Annotated in this window: 24 protein-coding genes and 2 riboswitches; of the genes, 15 read left to right on the top strand and 9 right to left on the bottom strand. The window is 43.3% G+C overall.

Features of this window, described 5'->3' with window-relative positions:
* Positions 1 to 94: 94 nt before the first annotated feature.
* Both EDD68_RS14320 and EDD68_RS14315 read left to right on the top strand, forming a co-directional pair.
* Complete coding sequence (locus EDD68_RS14320; protein ID WP_132373064.1) at positions 95 to 1,126, top strand: M20/M25/M40 family metallo-hydrolase; 1,032 nt, start codon at positions 95 to 97, stop codon at positions 1,124 to 1,126.
* 61 nt (positions 1,127 to 1,187) lie between these two features.
* Positions 1,188 to 1,356: riboswitch (FMN riboswitch) on the top strand.
* A 181-nt stretch (positions 1,357 to 1,537) separates the two neighbouring features.
* Positions 1,538 to 2,119: an ECF transporter S component gene (locus EDD68_RS14315; protein ID WP_132373058.1), complete on the top strand. Its 582-nt coding sequence runs from the start codon at positions 1,538 to 1,540 to the stop codon at positions 2,117 to 2,119.
* Between the two features lie 175 nt (positions 2,120 to 2,294).
* On the opposite strand, the gene EDD68_RS14310 is transcribed toward EDD68_RS14315, so the two are convergent.
* On the bottom strand, positions 2,295 to 2,678 hold the full coding sequence (locus tag EDD68_RS14310; protein WP_132373056.1) for a hotdog fold thioesterase: 384 nt from the start codon (positions 2,676 to 2,678) through the stop codon (positions 2,295 to 2,297).
* 80 nt (positions 2,679 to 2,758) lie between these two features.
* The gene (locus EDD68_RS14305; protein ID WP_132373054.1) at positions 2,759 to 3,694 is read right to left on the bottom strand and encodes a 1,4-dihydroxy-2-naphthoate polyprenyltransferase; all 936 of its coding nucleotides are present in this window, start codon (positions 3,692 to 3,694) and stop codon (positions 2,759 to 2,761) included.
* Between the two features lie 337 nt (positions 3,695 to 4,031).
* Here EDD68_RS14305 and EDD68_RS14300 point away from each other — a divergent pair, with 337 nt between their 5' ends.
* From EDD68_RS14300 to EDD68_RS14270, 7 genes are all read left to right on the top strand, one after another.
* On the top strand, positions 4,032 to 5,408 hold the full coding sequence (locus tag EDD68_RS14300; protein ID WP_132373052.1) for an isochorismate synthase: 1,377 nt from the start codon (positions 4,032 to 4,034) through the stop codon (positions 5,406 to 5,408).
* Positions 5,405 to 7,135, top strand: a complete 1,731-nt coding sequence (gene menD / locus EDD68_RS14295; protein ID WP_132373050.1) for a 2-succinyl-5-enolpyruvyl-6-hydroxy-3-cyclohexene-1-carboxylic-acid synthase — start codon at positions 5,405 to 5,407, stop codon at positions 7,133 to 7,135. Before EDD68_RS14300 ends, menD begins: the two co-directional genes overlap by 4 nt.
* Positions 7,135 to 7,953 (top strand): 2-succinyl-6-hydroxy-2,4-cyclohexadiene-1-carboxylate synthase, encoded by an 819-nt coding sequence (menH, locus tag EDD68_RS14290; protein WP_341540288.1) that lies wholly within the window; start codon positions 7,135 to 7,137, stop codon positions 7,951 to 7,953. The genes menD and menH overlap by 1 nt, the downstream gene beginning before the upstream one ends.
* Positions 7,954 to 7,971: 18 nt before the next feature.
* Positions 7,972 to 8,790, top strand: coding sequence for a 1,4-dihydroxy-2-naphthoyl-CoA synthase (gene menB / locus EDD68_RS14285; RefSeq protein ID WP_132373048.1), 819 nt, complete (start codon positions 7,972 to 7,974; stop codon positions 8,788 to 8,790).
* Between the two features lie 104 nt (positions 8,791 to 8,894).
* Positions 8,895 to 10,397 carry an o-succinylbenzoate--CoA ligase gene (locus tag EDD68_RS14280; RefSeq protein ID WP_132373046.1) on the top strand — a complete coding sequence of 501 codons (1,503 nt, stop codon included), beginning with the start codon at positions 8,895 to 8,897 and terminating at the stop codon, positions 10,395 to 10,397.
* Positions 10,398 to 10,488: 91 nt separating this feature from the next.
* A complete protein-coding gene (locus EDD68_RS14275; protein WP_132373044.1) occupies positions 10,489 to 11,262 on the top strand; it encodes an IucA/IucC family C-terminal-domain containing protein in 774 nt (257 codons plus the stop codon).
* 65 nt (positions 11,263 to 11,327) lie between these two features.
* Positions 11,328 to 11,648, top strand: coding sequence for a hydrolase (locus tag EDD68_RS14270; RefSeq protein ID WP_132373042.1), 321 nt, complete (start codon positions 11,328 to 11,330; stop codon positions 11,646 to 11,648).
* A gap of 71 nt (positions 11,649 to 11,719) precedes the next feature.
* Here EDD68_RS14270 and EDD68_RS14265 read toward each other — a convergent pair whose 3' ends face one another.
* On the bottom strand, positions 11,720 to 12,478 hold the full coding sequence (locus EDD68_RS14265; RefSeq protein WP_132373040.1) for a DUF6612 family protein: 759 nt from the start codon (positions 12,476 to 12,478) through the stop codon (positions 11,720 to 11,722).
* Between the two features lie 343 nt (positions 12,479 to 12,821).
* On the opposite strand from EDD68_RS14265, the gene ytkD reads away from it, so the two are divergent.
* Positions 12,822 to 13,301, top strand: coding sequence for an RNA deprotection pyrophosphohydrolase (ytkD, locus tag EDD68_RS14260; protein WP_132373038.1), 480 nt, complete (start codon positions 12,822 to 12,824; stop codon positions 13,299 to 13,301).
* Positions 13,302 to 13,376: 75 nt separating this feature from the next.
* Here ytkD and EDD68_RS14255 read toward each other — a convergent pair whose 3' ends face one another.
* From EDD68_RS14255 to EDD68_RS14245, 3 genes are read right to left on the bottom strand one after another with little or no spacing between them, the layout of a single operon-like run.
* Positions 13,377 to 14,189, bottom strand: coding sequence for an ABC transporter permease (locus tag EDD68_RS14255; RefSeq protein ID WP_243646884.1), 813 nt, complete (start codon positions 14,187 to 14,189; stop codon positions 13,377 to 13,379).
* On the bottom strand, positions 14,179 to 14,946 hold the full coding sequence (locus EDD68_RS14250; RefSeq protein WP_132373034.1) for an ABC transporter ATP-binding protein: 768 nt from the start codon (positions 14,944 to 14,946) through the stop codon (positions 14,179 to 14,181). Before EDD68_RS14250 ends, EDD68_RS14255 begins: the two co-directional genes overlap by 11 nt.
* A 15-nt stretch (positions 14,947 to 14,961) precedes the next feature.
* On the bottom strand, positions 14,962 to 15,948 hold the full coding sequence (locus EDD68_RS14245; RefSeq protein ID WP_132373032.1) for an ABC transporter substrate-binding protein: 987 nt from the start codon (positions 15,946 to 15,948) through the stop codon (positions 14,962 to 14,964).
* Positions 15,949 to 16,045: 97 nt separating this feature from the next.
* On the opposite strand from EDD68_RS14245, the gene EDD68_RS14240 reads away from it, so the two are divergent.
* Positions 16,046 to 16,828 carry an alpha/beta hydrolase family protein gene (locus EDD68_RS14240; protein WP_132373030.1) on the top strand — a complete coding sequence of 261 codons (783 nt, stop codon included), beginning with the start codon at positions 16,046 to 16,048 and terminating at the stop codon, positions 16,826 to 16,828.
* 134 nt (positions 16,829 to 16,962) lie between these two features.
* Here the strand turns inward: EDD68_RS14240 and pckA are convergent, their stop codons facing one another.
* Positions 16,963 to 18,552: a phosphoenolpyruvate carboxykinase (ATP) gene (pckA, locus tag EDD68_RS14235; protein ID WP_132373028.1), complete on the bottom strand. Its 1,590-nt coding sequence runs from the start codon at positions 18,550 to 18,552 to the stop codon at positions 16,963 to 16,965.
* 265 nt (positions 18,553 to 18,817) lie between these two features.
* Positions 18,818 to 18,925: riboswitch (SAM riboswitch) on the top strand.
* 168 nt (positions 18,926 to 19,093) lie between these two features.
* Between pckA and metK the strand changes: the two genes are divergently transcribed.
* Complete coding sequence (gene metK, locus EDD68_RS14230) at positions 19,094 to 20,293, top strand: methionine adenosyltransferase (RefSeq protein WP_132373026.1); 1,200 nt, start codon at positions 19,094 to 19,096, stop codon at positions 20,291 to 20,293.
* Between the two features lie 215 nt (positions 20,294 to 20,508).
* Complete coding sequence (gene asnB, locus EDD68_RS14225) at positions 20,509 to 22,416, top strand: asparagine synthase (glutamine-hydrolyzing) (RefSeq protein ID WP_132373024.1); 1,908 nt, start codon at positions 20,509 to 20,511, stop codon at positions 22,414 to 22,416.
* On the opposite strand, the gene EDD68_RS14220 is transcribed toward asnB, so the two are convergent.
* Entirely contained in the window at positions 22,403 to 23,299 is an 897-nt protein-coding gene (locus EDD68_RS14220; RefSeq protein WP_243646883.1) for a C39 family peptidase, read from the bottom strand. The genes asnB and EDD68_RS14220 overlap by 14 nt on opposite strands.
* 82 nt (positions 23,300 to 23,381) lie before the next feature.
* Positions 23,382 to 23,897, bottom strand: coding sequence for a gamma carbonic anhydrase (locus EDD68_RS14215; protein ID WP_132373022.1), 516 nt, complete (start codon positions 23,895 to 23,897; stop codon positions 23,382 to 23,384).
* 73 nt (positions 23,898 to 23,970) lie between these two features.
* Between EDD68_RS14215 and EDD68_RS14210 the strand changes: the two genes are divergently transcribed.
* Both EDD68_RS14210 and EDD68_RS14205 read left to right on the top strand, forming a co-directional pair.
* Positions 23,971 to 24,768 (top strand): alpha/beta hydrolase, encoded by a 798-nt coding sequence (locus tag EDD68_RS14210; RefSeq protein WP_132373020.1) that lies wholly within the window; start codon positions 23,971 to 23,973, stop codon positions 24,766 to 24,768.
* A 6-nt stretch (positions 24,769 to 24,774) separates the two neighbouring features.
* Positions 24,775 to 25,887: a tetraprenyl-beta-curcumene synthase family protein gene (locus tag EDD68_RS14205; RefSeq protein ID WP_243646885.1), complete on the top strand. Its 1,113-nt coding sequence runs from the start codon at positions 24,775 to 24,777 to the stop codon at positions 25,885 to 25,887.
* Positions 25,888 to 25,937: the final 50 nt, after the last annotated feature.

The raw sequence follows: 25,937 nt of genomic DNA, 5'->3' as shown, positions 1-25,937 counted from the left end.
TCTTCCTTTCTATTGGTTTTGGTTTGGGTTACTATTAACAATAGAGGAAGATTCTGCATTTTTCAATTTTCAGCACACTTCATTGGGGAGAGCCATGGAATTGTTAACCACGCCATCACCTTCCAGCATGGAAATGGCCATTCAGAAAAAATGGATGGCATACATAAAACCATTTGCGCATGATATTCGGACGGATGATGCCGGAAATGTCATTGGTGTTCTCAATCCAGAGGCGGACTTTAAGGTGCTTCTGGCCGGGCACAGTGATGAAATCGGCTTTGTCATTACCAGGATTGAAGAGGATGGCTTTCTCCGCTTCAGCAAAATGGGAGGCATTAGCCCTAAAATTGCGGTTGGCATGAAAGTGGAGATTCTCGGATACCGGAAAACCATTACCGGCGTTATAGGTGCCAACGCCGAACATCATGGTGGTGTAAAGGACAAAGTGGAATTTGAAGACCTGTATATGGACTGTGGCGCCCGTTCAAGGGAGGAAATCGCCCAGTTTGTTCAGGTAGGAGACTTAGCCGTCTATAAAAGGGACCCGGAATGGTTAATGGACCGTTACATCACAGGCAGAGGACTTGATAATCGTACCGGAGCGTTTATCGTGGCCGAAGTACTTCGTAAGCTTTCGGAAAAACAGATTCATGTGGGGGTTTACGCAGCCAGCACCGTAAATGAAGAAACGAATCTGGGCGGCGCTTATTTTGCGGCTGCTGGAGTCAACCCGACCATGGCAATCGCCTGTGACGTCACCTTTGCAACGGATTATCCGGGTGTCAATCAGACGAAATATGGGGATGTAAAGCTCGAACATGGTCCCGTGCTAGCTAAAGGAGCACCGATCAACCGGAAAATAAATGGCCTTATCGAGCAGTCAGCAAAAGCATTAAACATGGATATACAGTATGAATTAACGCCAAGAAATACAGGAACAGATGCTGATCGAATGCGATATACAGGTAATGGAGTACCCATTGCCCTTGTCTCATTGCCTCTGCGTTATATGCATTCGCCGGTGGAAACAGTGAGCATCAAGGATATAGAAGCAGAAATCGATTTGCTCGTTCATATGATTGAGCACCTGTCTGGCAATGAGTCGTTGAATCCGCTGGTTGACTGAGCAAATGACTGTTCAATGCGGTCTGCTTTTTATATAATAAAGATGAAAACCAAATAATCGATTCCATCTTCGGGGCAGGGTGAAATTCCCGACCGGCGGTGATGAACGATTCTTTCGTTCTCAGTCCGTGACCCGTTTCAGCGATGAAGAGTCCATGCTCATGAGCTGTAGCGGTGGATCCGGTGAAAATCCGGGACCGACAGTGAAAGTCTGGATGGGAGAAGATGAGGAGCGTCAAAGGGTAGGCATATCAAAAGTGATTATGCATTACCCCTGATTTCTTATGGTTTCTAGCCCTGGTGCCCCGGCAGGCTCCAGGGTTTTTCGTATGGAGTGAACGAAAAACAAATTTTGTAGACGCTCCCCTTCATCTGCAGGATGTGAATCGAAATGGGATGAAGGAGGAAATCGATGATGAAACCATCATCAAAACTGGTAAAACTCGTTATTATATCGCTGTTATCGACACTATCTATGATTTTGATGCTGCTGGATTTTCCGCTGCCTTTTTTGCCGAACTATCTAAAGGTTGATTTCAGTGATATTCCAGCCATCATAGCTGCTTTCGTTTTTTCACCCATAGCCGGGGTACTTGTGGAAGGGCTAAAGAATGCGCTGTACTTCCTTTATTCTGGATCAGGCGATCCAATAGGCGTCCTGGCTAATTTTATTGCAGGATCAATGTTCGTCATGCCTGTTGCTCTCTTGTATCATAAGTTTAAAACGGTCAAAAGTGTGATGTCAGGATTAATAACCAGTACCATCGTGATGGCTTTTGGCATGTCAGTATTAAACTATTTTGTCATTTTGCCTGCTTACAGCTGGTTTATGGGCTGGGAGACCATGTCCCCGACAGTAAAACTGACAACCGTCATGGCAGGTATTTTGCCCTTTAATATGATTAAAGGTGTGCTCATAACCATTCTATTTATTCCGCTCTTTATGAATCTAAAACCGTGGATTGAACAAAAAAGGTTTTCTTTTTCAAAATAAACCAGCCCCGATCAGCATGGCATGAGCCGGTTGATCGGGGTATGTTTGTGAAAGTGATCGATTTAAGGATTAGGATAGGGGCTATAACGCTGGCAGAATGAAGGACTCGACCGTATGTGGCTGACTCCGGTCCATTTGATTATTTGTACTGTCTGGTGTCTGTTTTTGGTAGGTACTATTTTTTCTCCACCACACCAATGGTACAGCGGGATATGGAAATGAGCTCATCCTGCTCATCAACAATTTTCACTTCCCATACCATAGTGCGGTGACCGATATGAAGGGGGACTGCGATCCCCTTTACATAGCCTGATCGCTTGCTTTTTATATGGTTAGCGTTTATTTCAATGCCAAAGACCTGATATGTTTCGGGATCCACATTCAAATAGGCCCCTATGCTTGCTGCGCTTTCCGCCAGGGCTACGCTTGCACCTCCATGAAGAAAACCCATAGGCTGATGCGTTCTTGAATCGACAGGCATCTTTAATACCACCCGCTTCCTGTTCATCTCAAGTGTCTTCATGCCTAAAGTTTCCATTAAGGTGTGTGCAAAGTTCATCAAATGTCTTCCTTTCATCAGTCGCTTGAATATCATGCATAAAATAAAGGGACGGTAAATACAGTCCCAAAAAAGTGGAATCAAACTGGCAGCATGTGCTGAAGAATTAGTGATAATCCAAATAATAATCCGTACATGGTATTCGTTTGGGCCGTAGATTTCATGGCCGGCAGCATGTCAATGGGTTTTGTCCTGCCGATAAATCCTTTAACGGCTTTTATGGCTTTTTTCCCACTAAGCAATGTCATAAGGGTCCACCATGGCAGTATACCGCTCAGGATATACAGGATTGTCAATAAGTATGCACTAAGAAAAAAGCCTGCCAGTACACGGATGGCTCTTTTTTTGCCGACAAGAATAGCCAGTGTTTTTCGACCGTTTTCCCGGTCGCCGTCCAGGTCCCGGATATTATTGGACAGCATAATGGCACCGATAAAAATGGCAAATGGAATGGTTATCATAAGGATGGGTCCATCGACCGAAAGGGTTTGGATGTAATAGCTGATGCCAATAATAATGGTTCCCATAAAAAATCCGGAAACCAGTTCTCCAAAAGGGGTATAGGCAATGGGATATGGACCTCCTGTATACAGGTAACCGCATGCCATGGATACGGCACCGATGACAGCAATCCACCAGCTTGTCATCATGCAAATATAAATTCCAATAAACGTTGCGACGAGGAAAAAAACCATTGCAAGGGTTAAAACCGTTTTCGGACGGATTCCATCCCGGACAATGGTTCCGCCGATCCCGACTGATTCTTCATGATCCAGTCCCCTGACGTAATCATAATATTCATTAAACATATTGGTTGCTGCCTGGATTAAAATAGAGGCAAGAAGCATGGCGATAAACAAACCCACATGGATGGTTTGATCGAAGCTAGCTAGCATCGTTCCGGCAAATACAGGAATAAAAGATGCTGTTAATGTGTGTGGCCGCAGCATTCGCCACCACACGTTCCATCCTTTTTTTGATTCAATCGTTTCCTGCAGTTTATGCCCTGTTTGCATAGATTTCATTCCTTTTCAGTTAACAAGTCTCTCATTAAGTTTAGGCAAAGTCTTTGGTGGTGTCAATCACTCCAGTATGATCAACAATGTGTTAAAATTAGACTGTAGCAAGTAGATTCCCATTAAGGGAAGCCGTGTATCATTCATAAATCAAAGCAACGGAAAATATCGCTTATTGAAAACGGCGGACTGTTATAAGGATTGTATTCTTGAGCATATAAACAAAAGGACATAAAATAAGGATAGTATAAAGCTATTTTGTCATATCTTTGATTGCTGTTTTTATTTTTTTGCTTTTTTGAGATGCTATGCTTTTTCATTTTTGGAGGGACATGAAATGGTAGAAATAGAAGAACAATTATCAGGCCTGATACAAAAATTAAAAAGAGATCAACGCAATTTCATGCTTTTGAGTTATACTGAGAAGATCCTTTTCCAGGATCCCATAGCCTTCTTTGAAAACGGAAAAGCTCTTTTTGAAAAGCGCTTTTTCTGGTCTAGTGCCGATCAGGATTTTTCTGTTGTTGGACTGGGGAGTGTAGCCCGTCTTACAGGCAGCCAGGACCGTTTTATGAATGTGGAGGAAAAATGGCATGAAATTCTGACAACCATATTCATAGAAAATCCTTATACAATTCCAGGGACAGGACCGGTGATTATGGGTGGATTTTCTTTTCATGAGCAGGAGCAATTAGACGGAATCTGGGCCGATTTTGAACACAATGAAATGGTGCTTCCACAAATCATCCTGACCAATTACCGGGGAAATTCCTATATAACTCATCAGATCCCCATCCGTGTTGAGCAAACTGCAGAGAAAATAATGGAACAAATCAATGAACACCGTCTTCATACGTTAAAACCCCGGTCAGAAATGCGTCAGGCTGAGTGCATTTTAAAACAGGATCTGAATCCTGATGCATGGAAAGACCTGGTGAAATTTGCAACTGACGAAATTAAAAAAGGTTCTTTTTCTAAAGTTGTGCTGGCAAGGGAATTAAGGGCAACTTATGATCAGAATGTATCTCCTGCCAGTGTTTTAATGAATCTGGTAGAAGAACAGCACCACAGCTACATTTATGCCTTTGAAAGCAATGGTACCTGTTTTGTGGGAGCATCGCCTGAACGATTAGTAAAAGTGGAGGATAACTGTCTCCTTTCCACCTGTCTTGCCGGGACTGCCCCAAGAGGAGGAACGGTGTCTGAAGATGAAAAAATCGGGCAAGAGCTGCTGAAGGATCGAAAAAATCTACAGGAGCATGCCTATGTAGTGGACATGATCAGACAGGCAGTTGAATCTTGTTGTGATGAGGTGGATATTCCAGATGGACCCGTACTGCTTCCGCTGAAAAATCTTCAGCATCTCTATACGCCGGTCCGGGGGAAGTTAAAGGAAGGAAAAACCCTTCTTCATGTGGTGAAGCAACTTCATCCTACCCCGGCTCTTGGTGGCGAACCACGAAATGAGGCTCTTCATTTTATTAGACAGTATGAACGTTTAAATCGGGGATGGTATGCTGGGCCCGTCGGGTGGATGGATGCATCAGGGAACGGGGAGTTTGCTGTTGCCATCCGTTCCGCACTGCTGAATGGGAATCAGGCCTCTTTGTTTGCGGGATGCGGGATCGTCAGAGACTCAGATCCAGAAGAGGAATTTAAAGAGACTGAAATCAAGCTGACACCGATGCTGTCAGCGCTGGGAGGATGGAAATGAGTCATCAAAAAGCTTTAACGTATTATGTAGCCCATTTCATTGATGAACTCCATCAGCAGGGTCTCCTGGATGTCATCATATCCCCGGGTTCAAGATCTACCCCTTTAGCCATGACTTTTGCTGAACACGCCGGGATCCGTCATTGGGTCGTTCCTGATGAGCGTTCGGCTGCTTTTTTTGCGCTGGGAATGGCTAAAGATCAAAAACGTCCCGTAGCTCTTGTCTGTACATCTGGTACTGCGGCCGCTAACTATTATCCAGCAATCGTAGAGGCTTATTACAGCCGTGTCCCTCTTTTGGTATTAACAGCAGACAGACCCCACGAATTAAGAGATAATGGAGCTCCCCAGTCCATTGATCAGATGAAGATGTATGGTTCATATGTCAAATGGTTTCATGAAATGGCCATTCCTGATGATACCGAGGACATGCTTTTTTATGCCAGGAATCAGGCACAAAAAGCAGTCATCATGTCAAACGATCAAAATCCTGGGCCGGTGCATATGAATTTTCCATTCCGGGAGCCCCTTATCCCTGACTTTTCATTGCCAGACATCTGGGATAAGGTTCAGATTGGGGATCGGAAGACTTTTTTAGGTGAGCGGACGTTAAATGTTGAGTCGATTGATGCATTTTTGCAGGAAATTGCTCCATGCCGTAGAGGACTTCTCGTCGCAGGCCCACAGACAGGCGTAGAAGAAGGTGTCCTGATTCAGCAGCTGGCAGACAAATGGAATATACCAGTTCTGGTTGATCCCCTATCTCAGCTCAGAGGGGGGATTCAGGAAGAGCGATTTATTGAAAATTATGATGCGATTTTAAAAGACAAAGATATTCGGAACCTGCTAAAGCCGGATTTCATCATTCGTTTTAGTGCCATGCCGATTTCCAAATCATACTTGTTCTATGTGAAAGAACTGAAAGATGTTCGTCAATATGTAGTGGAAAACTATGGGGGATTTCGTGATCCCGCCCAGTCCAGTACCCAATATATTTTTGCCTCTGCAGGGGGCTTCGCTGCACAGTGTATGGAAGCTGAACTTTCCCCCGTTATGGATGAGGAGTGGACGGAAATATGGATTCGCATGAATCAGAAAGTCAAAGAAATCCTTTCTGAAAAAGGAGACGGACTTACTGAGGGAAACCTGGTGCCGGTCATACGAGAGGAAATGAAGGATGGATTTGTGTTGTTTGCCGGCAATAGTATGCCTATTCGGGATGTGGACAGTTTTTTTGTGAAAACGGATAAATCGATCCAAATTCAGGCGAACCGGGGGGCAAACGGAATTGATGGGGTGGTTTCTTCGGCTATAGGCATGGCGGCAACAGGAAAACGAGTTACCCTGCTAATCGGTGATGTTTCTTTTTTCCATGATTTAAATGGTCTGATCATCGCCAGACAGTATCAAATCCCACTTACTGTGGTACTAGTGAACAATAACGGGGGTGGAATTTTTTCCTTCCTCCCTCAATCACAGGAGCCCCGGCACTTTGAAAGACTGTTTGGCACGCCTCTTCAGCTTTCTTTTGAGCATGCTGCGAATATGTATGGGGCAGGATACCGGCTGGCGGAGACACTGGAGCAATTCCGCCAGAACCTGAGGGAAAGCTATACGTCCGAAGGGATTCAGATTATCGAAGTTCGAACAGACCGAGAAGAAAATGAAAGATGGCATCGGCAAATATGGAAGGAAATTAGTCAAGCAATCAAGAATGTAATCAGGTGATGACGATGTATGTATCGGTTGAACGGGGGAATTACTGGATATTACGGGAAGGGGAGGGAGAAGAAGTTTTGCTCCTTCTCCACGGATTTACTGGAAGCAGTTCGTCCTGGGAACCGATTATGCAGAAATGGTCAAATGATTATACGGTTATAGCTGTTGATCTTCCCGGTCATGGGAAAACCCGTTTGGTGGAAAAATTCTCCATGGAGAGTGTCTGTGAAGATCTGGTTCAGATTCTCGATCATTTGCGACTGACCAGCGTGTATCTGCTCGGATATTCCATGGGCGGACGGACAGCTCTTACTTTTGCGCTATTATACCCTGAGCGGGTACGAGGGTTAATATTAGAAAGCGCATCACCCGGACTCCAAACAAAGGAAGAACAAACAGCGAGGCAGGAACAGGATGAAAAGCTTGCCCGGATGATTGAAAGTAAAGGTATCGAACCGTTTGTGGATTACTGGGAAAATATTCCCCTGTTTCAAAGCCAGAAGCATTTGCCGGAGTCGTTAAGACAAACTATTCGTCAGGAACGGCTCAACCAGCGGCCGGAAGGACTTGCTGCCTCCCTTCGCTATATGGGGACAGGCGTTCAGCCGTCCTGGTGGGATCATCTGCATCTCTTAACAATGCCTGTATTCCTTTTATCAGGGGAGTGGGATCCGAAATTTATCCGGATTAACAGGTTTATGAAAGAAAAGATCCAGGACTGCCAGCACTGCGTGGTCCCCCATGCGGGACACACGGTTCATGTGGAACAACCTGATTTTTTTGTTAAAATAGTGAATGACTTCATATTACATAGGAAGTCCAATTGATAAAAGGAGGATATTTAAATGGCTATCGAATGGAAAAAAGAACGGGAATACGAAGATATTATTTACGAAACGTATAACGGTATTGCTAAGATTACCATTAATCGACCGGAGGTGCGGAATGCATTCCGTCCGTTAACCGTGCAAGAACTGATTGATGCATTTGCGTATGCCAGAGATGACTCTGATATTGGTGTCATCATTCTGGCAGGCGCCGGTGACGAAGCCTTTTGTGCCGGGGGTGATCAGAAAGTGCGAGGGCATGGAGGATATGTGGGTGATGACAACATCCCCCGCTTAAATGTCCTTGATCTGCAGCGCTTGATTCGGGTCATTCCAAAACCAGTTGTAGCCATGGTTTCAGGATATGCCATTGGAGGCGGACATGTTCTTCACGTCGTTTGTGACTTAACCATTGCAGCAGACAATGCGATTTTTGGACAAACCGGACCTAAGGTTGGCAGTTTTGATGCAGGTTATGGTGCGGGTTTGCTGGCACGGATTGTCGGTCATAAAAAGGCGAGGGAAATCTGGTATTTATGCCGTCAGTATACCGCCCAGGAAGCGCTGGAAATGGGTCTGGTCAATACGGTTGTTCCTCTGGAGAAACTGGAAGAGGAGACCGTCAAATGGTGTGAAGAAATGCTTGAAAAGTCCCCAACTGCACTTCGTTTCTTAAAAGCCTCATTTAATGCTGACACGGATGGACTGGCGGGTCTGCAGCAGCTGGGCGGAGATGCCACACTCCTTTATTATACGACAGATGAGGCAAAAGAAGGCCGAGATGCTTTTAAAGAAAAAAGAAAACCAGACTTCAAACAATTCCCCCGTTTCCCTTAATGGGTGATGCGCCCTTGCTGGAGAAGGCAGGGGCTTTTTTGTATGTCGGTAAAAGAACCAGTCGGATCATGTTTACGAGAGATTGAGCGAAGGGATGATACAGAATGGAAGGAAAAATACCTCACTGGCTGGATAAACGATTTGAGCTTTCTCCGGATCAGACGGCGATCCAGCTTAAAAATGGAAAGATATATACATTTCGTCAACTCAGAGCAGATGCGATTGCTTTTGCAGGCAAAATGAAAACACTGGGCATTCAGAGGGGAGATCATGTCGGAATACTGTCCAGGAATTCATATGAGATGGTCGTTGCCATACATGCCCTTTCCTATGTTGAAGCCATTGGAGTTTTGTTAAATACCCGGCTGACCGTTCGGGAATGGTCATTTCAACTAAAGGATTCGGACACATCTTATTTGCTATATGACCATCATTTTAAGAAAGAGATCGCAGCCCTTAAAGAGCATGTAAATATAAAGGCATATAGTGTTAACGATGTGAAAAGTGTACGAAAAACATCAATACCGCTCCCGGATGAGATGGATCTCGGCCAGACTTTTACCATCATTTATACATCAGGGACCACCGGGTTTCCAAAGGGAGTTCAACTTACATATGGAAATCACTGGTGGAGTGCTGTTTCATCGGCTTTAAATCTGGGGATTCATGAACATGACCGCTGGCTGTTGGCTTTGCCCCTATTTCATGTTGGAGGGTTATCGATACTCATTCGAAGTCTTGCCTATGGAATGCCTGTCCATCTATATGAAAAATTTGATGCCGAAGCGATCAATCGGGAAATCATCGAAAATGGAGTTTCTATCGTATCGGTCGTTTCCGTCATGCTTGAAGACATGATCCGCCATCTGGGAGACCAGACCTATCCGGAAACGTTTCGCTGCATGCTTCTCGGAGGAGGCCCTGCCCCATTTCCACTCTTGAATGCGTGCAAACAAAGAAATATACCTGTGGTGCAGACGTATGGAATGACCGAAACAGCTTCCCAGGTGTCCACCCTGAATCAGATGGACGCGATCCGCAAACTCGGTTCTGCAGGAAAACCTTTATTTCCGGCACGGCTGAAAATTATCAGCGGAAATCGCGAGGCCAATCCCAATGAAATAGGAGAAGTTTATGTAAAAGGGCCGATGGTAACCAGGGGGTACTATAAAAGAGAGAAAGCCAATCAGGAAGCTTTTGAACACGGCTGGCTCAAAACCGGGGATCTCGGTTATCTGGATGACGAAGGTTATTTATATGTTGTGGACCGAAGAAAAGATCTAATTATTTCCGGGGGAGAAAATGTCTATCCGGCAGAAATCGAGAGTGTGCTGAAAGAAATACGAGGTGTTCGGGATGCAGGAGTTACTGGTAAGAAAGACAACAAGTGGGGAGAGGTTCCGGCAGCTTTTATCGTTAAGGACCCGGACTCTTTTATCACCAAAGAAGAGATCGTTCACTATTGTGAGCAAAAACTGGCGAAGTATAAAGTTCCAAAAGAAGTTTTCTTCGTGACAGAACTTCCCCGCAATGCTTCAAAAAAATTAATGCGCAGAAAGCTTGCTGAAACACTCAGACAAATACTCACCCGTGGGGAACATGAATGAATATGTCCAAAACGATTGAAAAATTGTCCAAAACGTTATATGCTTATGAGTGCAAATACCCATATGGGTAAATAAGAGCGGATAAGAATGGGTGAAAAAATTGGAGCCAAGAACCAAACATACATTAACTCAGGAGGATGTTCAATTTCTTGCTGAACATTTTCAGCAATTTGCCGGTGAAGACGTAAACGGGTTCCGGATCATTCCTGGTGAACAATGGAGCAATCGCAGTTCACTGGAACATTATTTGAACCAGCTAAAAACTGTACTTCATTCCGACTCGTCCGTTGCAGTTGCCTCAACGTTTACAAAAAAATATGCGTATTTTATCGTAACGGCCGGACTGGTGCCGATATCTGTCTTTCATAAATCCCCCCGGTTTGCCTTTGATAATATTCAATTCATTCATCAGGAAGAGGAACAGAAATGGACCCCCAAAATCTCTTTTAGGGATAAAGAAGTGACGGTTCCTGAGGATTTTCGCAGTCGGGAAGAATGGCTGCGTTTTTCCTATTCCCGTCTGTTCAGAGATCATATAAAAGAATTGTTTGATGCTGTACATGACATCACCCGTCTCTCAAAAAAAGTGATGTGGGAGAACCTTGCCCATCACACATTCTGGTTTTATGAACGCTATGGAAAACAAATTCTGGATGAACGACAATGGAAAACCGCACAAAGGGATTTTCAATTTCTGATTCATACACTTAACGGAGAAGCATTTGGAGAAGATAGCAACCCGCTCAGCTACTTTGCTGGATTGAACCGCCTGCCAAATGGAGCCCCAATCCGAAAGTATTGTTGTCTGACATATTTATTGAACGGTGAAAGCCACAACTGCAAAGTGTGTCCACATATCCATTAATTTATGATCTTTCTGTTTATATTTTGTATCCTTTGATGCAAACTATAAGCGGGAGGTTCATCCATATGGAAAAAACGAAATTTTATGTCAATCTCGGGACACAGGAAATCTCAAGGCTAAAAGCCGGAAATAATGAAGACTTTATCATCTATGCCACTCCTGATGAAATCAGGGAGTTAAGGGAACTGTTTAACAACATGTATGATTCGGATCTAGGGGCATTTGTCCGGTCCCATATCCCCATATTAGAATATCATCATGACCGGCCAAACGATCATTATGATGAAGGGATGTTGAGAGTACTGGAGAAACTATATGAACTTGGAGATATGACCACAAAAAAACATATTGAATCTATGGGAGTCATTGATAATCAGGAAACATAAAAACATGGGGATTCGTCCCCATGTTTTTATGTGGAAAATGACGGTACAGATGGGCCTTCCGGTGTAAAATCTTATTCTGGCACCTGTATGTCCTCGATTTCATTAAATTTGCCGTAAGAAGCTTTTAGCTTCTGAATAATTGTCGATGAGCTGGTTTTTCCCTGTTGTTTTACCTCTAACTCCATACTCATTTCAGTGGATTCAGGCAAATGGGTCTGTTTATTGATGTGAAATGTGTAGGATAAATGATCAACGCTGATATCCTGGAACACTTCTTCAAGTCCTTCAGTAAATCCGTTCTGTGCCAAAACATCTTTTGCAAGTTTTGTGACATCGTCACCACTAGAAGACAGGGTTAAAACATAATGGTTTTCTTTCTCTTCTATTTCAAAATCCTGAATATATTCTTCCAGTTCCTTCAGCCGGGCTGCAGGAAATTCTTGAACCTGACTCCATTGACTAATCTGGTCGATCCATTCATTTGACGTCTGTACCCACTCTTTTGAATCTGGATCCTGTATGAAGAATCCGTCTTCGGTGTAATACATTTCAAAGGTATCTCCCATGGAAGATACTTGCTGATGAAAGGTGAAAGGCTCTGTTTGAATGTCTGCAGTGGCTTCCAGTTCAAACGATAAAGGTTCGGCAAATTCCGGCACGGACACTTCTTGTTTCATGTTTATGTTTGCGGCAAAACTGTTTACCTCTTCGCTTGCTTTAATGGTTTTTCGAATAATATGTTCAGTACCCGACTGGTCGCCGCTGGAACAGGCGCTAAAGATGGTAATGGAACTTAAGGTTATCATCAGGAACAACACGCATTTTCTCATGGATAATCCCCCTATGAATAATGGAATAATCAAATGCCTAAAAACGGCAGGATGGTGACGATTACATGATTTTGGTAAAGGTATCATATAGGTTATAATGGCTGATACAAAAAATAAATCCTATAACAAAATATACGAGGACAAGAGGCATTCCTGTGGGGGTGACTGCCAAAAAAGTGATATCAGATTTTTAGCAGTAGATGATAGAATTTCCTTGCAAAAAATATGCTGGATTCTTATGATAAGGAAAGCAACTGTTCTAACCATTTCTATATCGGTCTGAACGGCGCCAAACATTGGACCGGATTGAGATGCAAATGAATGTAAAGGTAGTGAATAAATCATGATCACATTTAAAGATTATTATGATAATATGGTTAAACTTTCCTTTTCCAAAAACCCTTTTTCAGAGCATCCGAGACATGTATGGGTAATCAGTAGGTTTAAACAACAATGGCTTTTAACGAGACATAAGGATCGAGGGATTGAATTTCCCGGGGGAAAAGTGGAACACGGAGAGACTCCTGAGGAAGCCGCTGTAAGAGAAGTCAGGGAAGAAACCGGAGGGATGGTGGAACAGTTAAACTATATTGGCCAATATTATGTGGACGGCAAAGGAGGATCGATCGTGAAAAACGTCTATTATGCTACAGTTCATGAACTGGTCCCGCAACGATCCTACTTTGAGACGGATGGCCCCGTTTTATATGAGAGTCTTCCTGAGAATATCGAGCAGGATCCTTCCTTCAGTTTTATGATGAAGGATGGTGTTCTTCCCAACAGTCTGAAATATATCCGAGAACGATGGCATGTACAGATATAAGCAAATCCCTTGCTCAGCACATATAAGGCAAGGGATTTGTTTTTCAGAACGTGTTTGCATGCGAAAGGGGGAGTTTTATCTGGAAGAACGGTTTTGGATCAATTTGTACTCTATTTTTTCAACGACCTGATACATTATGCCCGCAAAAAATGCAATCAGCAGGAGGCTAAATAATACTAAAGTAAAATCAAATACCTGGAATCCATAAATGATCAGATAACCGAGTCCCTTTTCAGAAACAAGAAATTCTCCAACAATGACTCCGACCCAGGCCAATCCAACATTCACTTTGAAGGTGGAAATCATGGTGGGAATGGATGCCGGGAATATAGCTTCCTTAAATATTTGATAGCGGCTGGCACCAAATGTGCGTAACACTTTTACATAATTTTCATCCACTTCCCGAAAAGCAGAGTAGACCACAATGGTGGTAATAATAATCGCGATGACAACTCCCATCGCGATAATCGAAAAGTAACCGGGTCCCAGTGCTACAATGATAATCGGGCCAAGGGCTACCTTTGGCATTGCATTTAAAACAACGAGATATGGATCAAGAATTTTAGAAATTTTTGGAAACCACCATAATACACCTGCTAAAACGATTCCTCCTATGGTGCCGATTATAAATCCGGCAACTGTTTCAAGGAGGGTAACCTGAATATGAAGCCAGATGGATCCATCCGTTGTTTTTTCCAGGAAGAGATTAGCCACCCTGGAAGGAGAACTAAAGATCAGCGGATCGATCCACTTCAGACGGCTTGAGATTTCCCAGCAGGCAAAAAACATGATAAAGATAAAAATTTGCCAGCATGTGATGAACCTTCGTTCTTTTTTTAACTTCTGTTTATATTGAAAAAATCGCAACTCATCATATTTATTGCCCAAGGTCATCCATCTCCTTCCATACGTTCTGGAAAAATGAAGGAAAAGCCGCGTGCTGTCTTGCTTCAAACGGATTCATCTGCTGAAGTTCTTCAGGGACGGAAAAAATTTTATGAATTTTTCCCGGACTGGCTGACAGCATGATAATGGTGTCACTCATGGCGATGGCTTCTTCAATATCATGGGTGACAAGGATAGCCGTTTTTTCGTAAGTTTTGAGGATGGTTGCCACCAGGTTTTCTAATTTTAATTTTGTCTGATAGTCGAGGGCAGAAAAAGGTTCATCCAGGAGCAAAATTTTTGGGTCAGTAATCAAAGTCCTGGCCAGGGAAGCCCGTTGCCTCATTCCGCCTGAAAGTTGATTCGGGTAAAGATTTTTTGTATCCCCAATTCCGATTTCAGCAAGCAGCTCTTCAGCCTGTTTTTCCATGGAAACATCCTTTTTACGCTGAATATGGGGTCCGAGCAGCACATTTTCCTTAATGGTTTTCCATGGGAATAAGTAATCCTGCTGAAGCATATACCCGAGCTGAACTTTTTGCTTTTGAATTTCGTTTTCTTCAAGCAATACCGTTCCTTCCGTGGGATGGATTAAACCTGCGATGATGGACAGAAGGGTAGTCTTTCCACAGCCACTGGGGCCGATAAGTGAAAGAAATTGCCCTTCCGAGACTTCAAAAGAAATATCTTCGAGGGCTTTCGTATAGTTGTCACTAGAAAAATATTGGTGGGATACATGTTGTACCGTAAGAAAGGTCAAGGGTTCTCCCTCCCCTTATTCATTCATGATGTCCTCAGCTATTTCTGTGTTCACCAGCTTGCTGTGTTCCACATCATCGGGAAGCTCTCCAGCCTCTTCCATAATGGCTTTCAGATTATTCCATTCCGCTTCATCCAGGATCGGATTTTCAGCGAAAGAGCCCTGGCTTTTATAGCGATCAACAACGGTTGTGATGATGCCCAGTTCGGTATCATCGAAATATGGTTGAATCACACGGGCGATTTCTTCAGCACTGTGGGACTGAACCCACTGCTGGGCTTTGTATAAAGCACGGGTGAAATTCCTGATTTCTTCTTCATTTTTTTGAATAAAACTTTGTTTAGTCATAAAGACCGTGTAGGGAACTTTTCCAGACTCTTTTCCAAAGGATGCGACAATATGTCCCCTTCCTTCCTGTTCAAAGATACTGGCAGTCGGTTCAAATAGCTGGACAAAATCATAGTCCCCTGTTGCAAATGCATTAGGAATGTTCGCAAAATCAATGCTCTGGGTTAAATGCAAGTCTTGATGGGGGTCAATGCCATGTTTCTTCAAGACATATTCCCCTACCATCTGGGGCATGCCTCCTTTGCGCTGTCCTAAAAAGTTACTGTCCTTAAGATCTTCCCAGTTGAAGTCAGGGTACTCCTCTCTTGCTACTAAAAATGTCCCGTCCGTCTGGGTAAGCTGGGCAAAATTCATGACCGGATCATCCGCCCCTCTGGCATAAACATAAATGCTGGTTTCAGAACCGACCAGAGCCACATCAGCACCATCGGATAATAATGTGGTCATGGTTTTATCTCCACCCCAGGTGGTCTGCAGTTCAATAGTTAACCCTTCTTCTTCGAAAAATCCCTTTTCCAGGGCTACGTACAGAGGGGTATAAAAGATGGATCGGGTAACTTCGGCTACTTGAATCTTGGAGCTCTCTTCTTCTGCACATCCTGAAAGTAACATTCCAAAAAACAGGAAAAACAATAGAAAGGAGATCTTTTTCATTTCGTTCCATCCTCCTGTATGATAAAAGTGAAGCACTAACATAGTTTATGTCGATTCGAAAAATGTGTGAACGCCCATGAAAAGGAGATTCAGTGATATGAAAGATGGACAGGTCCTGGATCAAATTCTTTTCCCATCCCCTCATCCAGATTTTCGGGTTTATCTGGTTACCTATAAGAGCAGCGGCTTAAACGTGAAAGGATTTCTGGTAGAACCTAAGGATCAATCGCAAACATATCCGGCATTGCTTTATTTACGTGGCGGAATCAAAAATGTGGGAAAAGTCCGGCTGGGAAGGATCATTCAGTTTGCATCGGAAGGTTTTATTGTGTTTGCCCCATTTTACCGGGGAAACATGGGAGGGGAGGGAAGAGAGGATTTCGGGTTGCAGGATCGCAATGATGCTTTAAATGGCATTCGTGTATTGCAGCAGCATTTTTTGATTCAGTCCGGGAAAATCTATGTTTTTGGATTTTCACGGGGAGGATTGATGGCACTCTGGACGGCTATTCAATCTGAGGATGTACTGAAGGTGGTGACATGGGGCGGGGTTAGTGATCTTCGGTTAACGTACGAGGAACGAGTTGATTTAAGAAGAATGCTGAAGCGGGTCACAGGAGGAACCCCTCGCAAAGTTCCGGATGAATATGATAAACGGACACCACTGCCTGAGATCAGACGGATGGATTGCCCGGTTTTATTGATACATGGGGAAAATGACCAAAATGTCAGTGTGGAACATGCAAGACGGTTGGAAAGAGAATTGGAGAAATGGAACAAGCCATATGATTTCTGGCTGTTTGAAGCGTATGACCACTACTTTCCGCCGGACATGAACCGAAAACTGGTGCGTAAACTTTGTATATGGCTCAAAAATTAAAATCCTGTAACGGTGTTTCCAATTGATACCGGCCATGTTTTTGTAATAGTCCCACAAATGTAATAGGCTGCCGACTGGAGATCGACAGCCTATTTATATAAATAAAGGAGATGAGGGAACTAAATAAAAAAGGTTTATGGCCGGTATAAAGGACCAGCATTCGCAATGTCAGAAGAGATATTGCTGAATTTTTTAAAGTTATCATGGAATTTCAAAGCAAGTTCTTTTGCCTTTTTATCGTATTCATCAGGATTTTTCCATGTTTTCTTTGGAACAAGGACCTGGCCTGGAACTCCCGGGCAGTGGGTTGGGATTTCAAGACCGAAGATTGGATCTTTTACGGTTTCGGTGGAATTTAATTCCCCTTCTAAGGCAGCATGTACCATGGCACGTGTATAGGCCAGTTTGATTCGGCTCCCTTCGCCATAAGGTCCACCGGTCCAGCCAGTGTTTACCAGGAACACATTTACATTGTGCTGATCAATTTTTTCTCCCAGCATTTCAGCATAGGTTGACGCTGGCAATGGAAGGAAAGGTGCACCAAAGCAAGTTGAGAAGGTGGCTGTTGGTGATGTTATTCCCCTTTCTGTACCAGCCAGCTTACTTGTATATCCACTTAAGAAGTGATACATCGCCTGTTCTTTGGTCAAACGACTGATTGGAGGGAGAACCCCAAAGGCGTCTGCCGTCAGGAAAATAATCGTTCTTGGGTGTCCGGCAATGCTTGGTTGAACAATGTTATCGATGTTTTCAATTGGATATGCAGCCCTCGTATTTTCTGTCAGTGACGTATCATCATAATCGGGCTGTCTGGACTGGTTATCAATAATGACATTTTCCAGTACAGATCCAAAACGTATGGCATCATAAATTTGCGGTTCTTTTTCCCTGGACAGGTTTACACATTTAGCATAGCAGCCGCCTTCGATGTTAAAAACGCCCCGGCTTGACCAGGCGTGTTCATCATCTCCGATTAGACGACGGTTCGGATCAGCGGAAAGGGTTGTTTTTCCGGTTCCGGATAATCCGAAAAACAGAGCAACGTCTCCTTCCAGTCCAACGTTTGCAGAACAGTGCATGGATAGAACATCATTTTGCGGCAAAAGATAATTCATAACGGAGAAAATAGATTTTTTGATTTCTCCCGCATATTCTGTTCCGCCAATTAGAACAACATGATGTTTAAATGAAACAATGATAAAGGCTTCGGAGTTCGTTCCGTCTGCTTCAGGATCCGCCTTAAAGTTAGGAGCTGAAATAACGGTAAACTCTGGATGGTGATTTTTTAACTCCTCCTGTGAAGGACGGATAAACAACTGTTTGGCAAACAGGTTATGCCAGGCGAATTCATTAATGATCTGTATCGGCAAACGATATGTTTCATCAGCCCCTGCATACCCGTCTAAGACAAACACTTCGTCCCTTTCAGATAAATAGTCCAGAACCTTATGATATAGGTTTAAAAATACGTTTTCGGAAATGGGCTGATTCACAGAACCCCATTCAACTTTTGATTCACTGATATCATCTTTGACAATAAATTTATCTTTCGGTGATCTTCCTGTATATTTTCCGGTTTCAACTCGAACGGCACCTGTTGAGGTCAGGCTACCCTCATTTCTGGATAAGACTTTTTCAACAAGTACAGGAACGGCTAAATTTTTTCTGATATTATCGCGTGCTAAAAGGCCGTTTAGCGCACTTAATTCATTTGCAGTTTTCATCCTAAAAACCCATCCTTTTCAAAGAATTTCACAGTTGAACATAGCATTCGTTTCAATCTGATATTAGTATAACACAATCTTTTTATTAGTCCATACTAATCATGAAAATCGACATATTTTTTTCATATATTCGATCGGTATTCTAATTGTATGGAACTTTTGGAAAACCATACGATGATTCGGTATAATTTTTAGACGAACAGTTAGAGTAGGTTTTGTTGACAGGCGGCTTTCTTCACGTTATGATAAGTCGCGAGCGGAAGTTCTCTTATCCAGAGAAGGTGGAGGGACAGGCCCAAAGAAGCCCGGCAACCATCACGGAAGCGTGATAAGGTGCTAACCTGATGCAAGACTTTGTCTTGATCGATAAGAGCGAAAGGAATCCTTTCCCTTTCCTCTGAAGAGCTGGGAAAGGTTTTTTATTTCTTATGGAATTGCAACACCATACCACCACGTCCATTTTACAGCTGTGGTTTGTTTCTCATAAACTGGGTAGAGGTCCGTATTTTCAACGTACGTATTAAAGGAGGAAAGAAACGGTATGTCAAATCAGCGACACCTGTTTACATCAGAATCGGTTACAGAAGGGCATCCGGATAAAATCTGTGACCAGATTTCTGATGCCATTCTTGATGAAATTTTAAAAAACGATCCAAATGCCCGTGTGGCCTGTGAGACGACGGTGACAACCGGACTGGTTCTTGTTACTGGAGAAATATCAACCACAACCTACGTCGATATTCCGGCAATTGTACGTGATACTGTGAAGAATATTGGCTATACAAGGGCAAAATATGGCTTCGACGCGGAAACCTGTGCTGTCTTAACGGCCATTGATGAGCAATCCCCTGATATTGCCATGGGTGTCAATCAAGCCCTGGAAGCAAGGGAAGGCCAGATGTCGGAAGAAGAAATCGAACAAATCGGAGCAGGAGATCAGGGATTAATGTTTGGGTATGCCTGCAATGAAACGAAAGAACTGATGCCTCTTCCAATATCACTGGCGCATAAGCTATCTAAACGATTGGCCCAGGTCAGAAAAGAAGGGCCCCTTCATTATTTAAGGCCTGATGGAAAAACACAGGTAACGATTGAATACGATGAAAACAATAACCCTGTAGCCGTCGATACAATTGTCATCTCAACCCAGCATCATCCAGAGATTACCCTTGATCAAATACAAAAGGATTTAAAAGAACATGTTATTTCTCCGGTTGTTCCTGAAGAATTACTGACAGAGAACACAAAATATTTGATCAACCCCACGGGAAGGTTTGTCGTTGGAGGTCCACAGGGAGACGCGGGTTTAACTGGGAGGAAAATTATTGTTGACACCTACGGGGGCTATGCCCGACATGGAGGTGGTGCTTTTAGCGGGAAGGACCCAACGAAGGTTGACCGCTCTGCGGCATACGCTGCCCGATATGTAGCCAAAAACATTGTTGCAGCAGGGTTAGCAGATTCCTGTGAGGTGCAGCTGGCCTATGCGATCGGGGTTGCCCGTCCCGTTTCCATTGCCATCAATACTTTTGGAACGGGCAAAGTTTCCGAAGAAAAATTAGTGGAAGCAGTCCGCAACGTTTTTGATTTAAGGCCTGCAGGCATTATAAAAATGCTTGATCTCAGAAGACCGATTTATAAAAAGACAGCCTCTTATGGTCATTTCGGCCGGGATGAGGAAGAATTCACCTGGGAAAAAACAGACCGAGTTGAACAATTGAAAAAAGTACTGAACATTTAATCATTGTTTCATTCCCCTGCATTCTCCGCAATGAATCTGGAGCATGCAGGGATTTTTTATTCCGAATCCAGGAAAATGACCAAAAAACGAAAAATGCCGAAAAACATTATGTGAAAATGTTGTTTGTATTTACATTGAGTCGTAATGTATAACGGAGTATGATATACTCAGTTTCAGTGAATGCTTTATGAATAGAAAGAGAGGGCAAAAACATCATGTGTGGTTTCATAGGCTTGATTCGACATATACCTGAATCTCTGGAACAACACCAAAAAGAACGATTTCAGAAACAAAATGATCTCATTGAACATAGAGGGCCAGATGACGAAGGATATTATCATGATGAATATATCTCATTTGGTTTCAGACGTTTAAGCATTATCGACATTGACAGTGGACAACAGCCACTCAGTTATGAAAATGAACGTTACTGGATAGTTTTTAATGGAGAAATATATAACTATGTAGAGTTAAAAGAAACTCTACAGAAGGATCAGCTGGGATTCGAGACGGAATCCGATACAGAAGTCATCGCAGCCATGTTTCATAAATATCGTGAAAAAGCATTTCAGCATTTACGGGGAATGTTCGCGGTATTAATCTGGGACAAAGAAGAACAAACCCTCTATGGGGCAAGAGATCCTTTTGGAATTAAACCAGTATACTATTATGAACATGAAGATGGGGTCTATTTTGCCTCGGAAAAGAAGAGTATTGGATATCTTCTCGAGAAGGAAAAGGTGGATCTGCAAGCTTTGCAGCACTATTTTAGTTTCCAGTATGTCCCTGAACCTTTTACCTTAACGGAAGGAATTCAAAAAGTGGAGCCCGGTCATTATTTTACAGTCAAACCCGGAGGGGAGATATCCTTTACCCGATATTTCCATGCCACGTTCAAACCAGTTGTTCAGGCTTCTGAAGACTGGGTGCATAAAATTCGGGAAGTTTTATTTGATTCAGTTAAGGTACATATGCGAAGTGATGTACCTGTTGGTTCATTTTTATCTGGCGGGATTGATTCAACATTCATCGTTGCATTGGCCCGTGAAGTGAATCCGGCGATTCAAACCTTTTCTGTTGGATTTGAGCGAGAGGGGTTCTCAGAAATTGATGTAGCAAAGGAATCAGCGGAGGTATTAGGGGTAGAAAACATCTCATATGTGATTTCTCCTGATGAGTACGTACAAAAACTTCCGAAAATCATCTGGCACAATGATGATCCACTGGCAGATCCGGCCTGTGTCCCTTTATATTTTGTAGCCAGGGAAGCCAGTAAATATGTTACTGTTGTCCTGTCAGGGGAAGGTTCGGATGAATTATTTGGCGGCTATAATATTTACCGGGAACCGGAATCTTTAAAAATGTTTCAATCGGTCCCAGCCCCTGCCAGAGAACTGCTCAAGCGCGTAGCCAGTGTGTTGCCTGAAGGTGTCAAGGGAAAAAGCTTCCTTAAGCGGGGTACGACACCACTCCATGAACGCTATATCGGCAATGCCAAAATGTTTGAAGAAAAAGAAAAACAAAAGCTGCTCAAAAATTACGATCCGAATCATCCTTATCAGCAAATTACCGATCCCATGTACCGGCAGGTCCAGGGAGACGACCCGGTTCATCAGATGCAATACATCGACATCCACACCTGGCTTCGGGGAGATATTTTACTAAAAGCGGACAAAATGACAATGGCCCATTCCCTCGAGCTCAGGGTCCCATTTCTCGATAAAGAAGTATTCCGGGTCGCAAGAGAAATTCCCGTCTCTGAAAAAATCACAAATGGAACCACAAAGTGGATTTTACGGGAAGCTGCCAGAGGAATTGTTCCAGATCATGTCATAGACCGCAAGAAGCTCGGTTTCCCTGTGCCTATTCGCCACTGGCTGAAAAAAGAACTGTATGACTGGGCAAAAAATTTGATTGCAGAAAGTCAAACAGAGGAATATTTAAACAAACAGTTCGTACTTCAGCTGCTAGAGAGTCATGCCCTGGGCAAGGGAGATTACAGCCGAAAAATCTGGACCGTGTTAATGTTTATGCTCTGGCATCAGGTGTTTGTAGAAAAAAAATTCGATCCGGAAACGTTTAAACAAGAAGATCAGGTAAAAAGCAGGCTTACCCATTCCTAATGGTTATAGCCTGCTTTCCCATTTGCACCCAGGCATCAACGAAGTCGTTGAAGGGCGCTTTTTTTGATTTTCCGTCAATCGGATCATTGAAATAAATATAATCCCGATCGTATCCCGTAATGAGCACGGCATGCTCTTTCATCGTAACTTGAATGGGTCCATCCTGGGTATGCCAGGTCATAAAAGCGGAATCGGGGAGTTTTTGAAATGTTACATTCGTGATCACAACTACCGGTTCATTACGATTTAAAGCTGCCAGAATTTCGTAAAACGAACTTCCTGTTAAATCTCTGACCCTTTCTCCGGCGTATTGTTCCGCCAGTTTTTTAAGAGGCTGGTGATAAACCCCATATCCCGGCTCATTTAATGAATACATGTTTCCGACAAAACCCTTATTTGGATTGCCGAAGTAAACTTTATTTCCTTTTACCTGATAGGGGGTTTTGTCCTTTTCAATTTCCCTGGCCAGCGACATTTTGTCTGCCTCGATATCGTGATACTGCATCAACATGGCCAGCGATGTGACTTCACATCCCCGTGGCAATTCGGGGAACTGGTTGATCAGTGGTGCTTGAAGAGAAACAGATTCCTTCAATTGATAAGGTTCAATAAAGGTGGAAGAGAACGGATCGCCTTCCCTGTCTGTCAGGTCATCAGCAAAGGCATGCTCGACCACCGGATGGTCCTGCTGAACCCAGGCTTTAATGGATGGCCAGACGATCTCTTTATGCTGATGCAGAAAAATCGCTCCCAGAGGTAGAGAGATGATAAAATACAACATCCCGTAGTGAGATAACGTTTTTCTGTATGCTGGATAAAGCCCTTTTAATCCGAATAATATCGCCGTCATGAAAATTGAAAAAATGAGCAATCCTAATATCATCGGGAACTCTCCTTTAATGACCGGATGTCATGAAACATATCCGAAGTATACATTCGTTTACTCTAATGATTCAAAGGATCCATTATTTATTGAAAACACTTTTATAATATTGTCCTTTTTCTACATAAGATTTCCGGATTCGATTCATTTCTTTAAAATCTTTATCGGTTAATTCCCGGATGATTTTAGCGGGACGACCAAAGGCCAGTGTTCTGGAAGGGATTTTTTTCCCGGGGGGTACGAGACTTCCGGCCCCGATAAAAGCCTCTTCCCCTATTTCAGCACCGTCCAGAATGGTGCTGCCCATACCGATCAATGCGTGTCTTTTGATAATGGCAGAGTGAAGGAGAACCTGGTGACCTACCGTTACCCCGTCCTCGATCATCAGAGGCATATCCGGGCTTTGATGGAGCATGCTTTGATCCTGAATATTGACTTCCTTGCCTATTCGTACCGGTGCTACATCCCCCCGGATAATGGTCCCAAACCATATGCTGGAGTAATCACCAATGATGACATCACCGGTTATGACTGCATCGTGTGCAATAAATGCATGTTTTGCAATATCTGGTGTTTTCCCTTTATATTCACAGATCATTTAAACTCCTCCATTCAAGGTATGTTATGATTAGTATAACAAAAGAACCGGTTTGTTAGCGGGGTGAATGCCTATGAAAACCGTGTATCATAAAAATGCCAGGGGCTCCATCGTTCTCGTCCACGGTGCCTTTGAACACTCAGGAAGGTACGAATGGCTGGCAAGACAGTGGAATGATCATGGGTTTCATGTTGTTTACGGAGATTTGCCCGGACAGGGTGAACAGAAAGAAAACAGAGGTCACATTCTTTCCTTTGACGAATATATAGAGGCCATTTCATCGTGGATTGAAGAAGCCAAAAACCTTCACTCCGATGTCATTCTTCTCGGTCACAGCATGGGAGGGCTGGCTGTGATCCGGACCATGGAAGAACAGCACCCGGATATCACTGGAGTCATTTTATCTTCGCCAGCTCTGGGGATCAAAGGAGGCCCCTCCAGGGCTGTTCACTCTATTTCAAAAATCATTAATTGGATCTATCCCGGTCTGCGTGTAAAAACAAGACAGGCCCCTAAAACAGGGACTCGTAACCCGGACTTCCATACAAGAGATTTAAATGACCCTTATATTCTGGATAAAGTGTCTGTCCGCTGGTACCATGAATTTGTCCGAGCCATTGACCAGGCGTTTGCCAGCATTGATGATTACCCCGATGTGCCTACCCTGGTCATGCAGGCAGGAGAAGACTTATTAGTGTATGAGGATCAAGTCGAAAAATGGTATCAAAAGGTGAAAGTTTCGTTTAAACGATATAAAAAATGGGATCATTTATATCATGAAATTTTTAACGAGCCCGAACGGGAAAAAGTATTCCAATATGCTCTGTCTTTTGTTGAACAGGTACTGGATAAAGAAATGGAGGGTATATGATTGAGCATTTCCATACCTAATGGTTCATTGCACTTAGTTGGACTAAGCTACAGCAAAATTTTTCCCCAGGTGCATCAGGAACTTGCTTACTGGAAAAAAAGAGCAGCCGAAATTCCTGATGAAGAATTAAAGAGGCAGGCTCTTTCCAGTATCCAGACGAAAACCTTTCATTGCGAAGGGGGCTCGGTTTACGCCATACTTGCCAGAAAGCGGTGGAAAGAAGCTGTAAGGTTTATCGTTGCTTATCAAACCATCAGCGATTATCTGGATAATCTTTGTGACAGGAGCACATCATTGGATCCGGTGGATTTCTCTTTTCTTCATCAATCGATGACCGATGCCTTAACCCCGGGTCATGTAATAAAAAATTATTATAAGTACCGAATTGAACAGGAAGACAATGGTTATCTTGTGGAACTCGTAACCACGTGCCAAAAAACGTTAAGTCATATTGATCGCTATGAAGAAATACAGCCCTTTTTACAAAAGCTTGCATCCTTGTATATTGATCTTCAGGTACATAAACATGTAAAAAAAGAAGAGCGTGTTCCGCGCCTGAAAAATTGGTTTCAGAACTATTCATCCAGCTGGCCGGATTTGAGCTGGTATGAATTTTCTGCCTGCGCCGGTTCTACCCTTGGGATTTTTGCGCTGGTTTCCTATGGTTTAGACGGAAGGGCGTCCTCTCAACTGGCTGAAAAGATATTTGAGAGCTACTTTCCATATATGCAGGGGCTCCATATTTTGCTGGATTATTATATTGACCAGCAGGAAGATGAAGAAGAGGGTGATTTAAATTTTTGCAGTTATTATCCCGATGAGCTGGTGATGGAAAAGCGCTTCCTTTACTTTATTAAAGAAACGGAAGAACGCTTGCGATCTCTGCCGGACAGAAGATTCCACCGGTTAGTGGCCAAAGGGCTTGTGGGCATGTATCTCGCTGATAAGAAGGTCAAACAAATAAAACATGCCAACCGGATGATTCCGAAGCTGTTAAATGAAGCTGGATTAAAGGCGAAATTCTTCTATGTCAATACGAAACTGTACCATAAAGTAAGACCCGTCATGTCCTTACTGAACTATACCCCAGTTAGTGGACAAATAACAAAAAGTCCCTAGCTGGGGTTTTTTGTTTATTAACCTGTTATAATGAATGAAATATTAATGGA

Source organism: Melghiribacillus thermohalophilus, from assembly GCF_004342905.1.
In the GTDB taxonomy this organism is placed as follows: Bacteria; Bacillota; Bacilli; order Bacillales; family Alkalibacillaceae; genus Melghiribacillus; species Melghiribacillus thermohalophilus.
The sequence above is the reverse complement of the archived record's forward strand: the minus strand, read 5'-3'. Positions and strand labels throughout refer to the sequence as shown.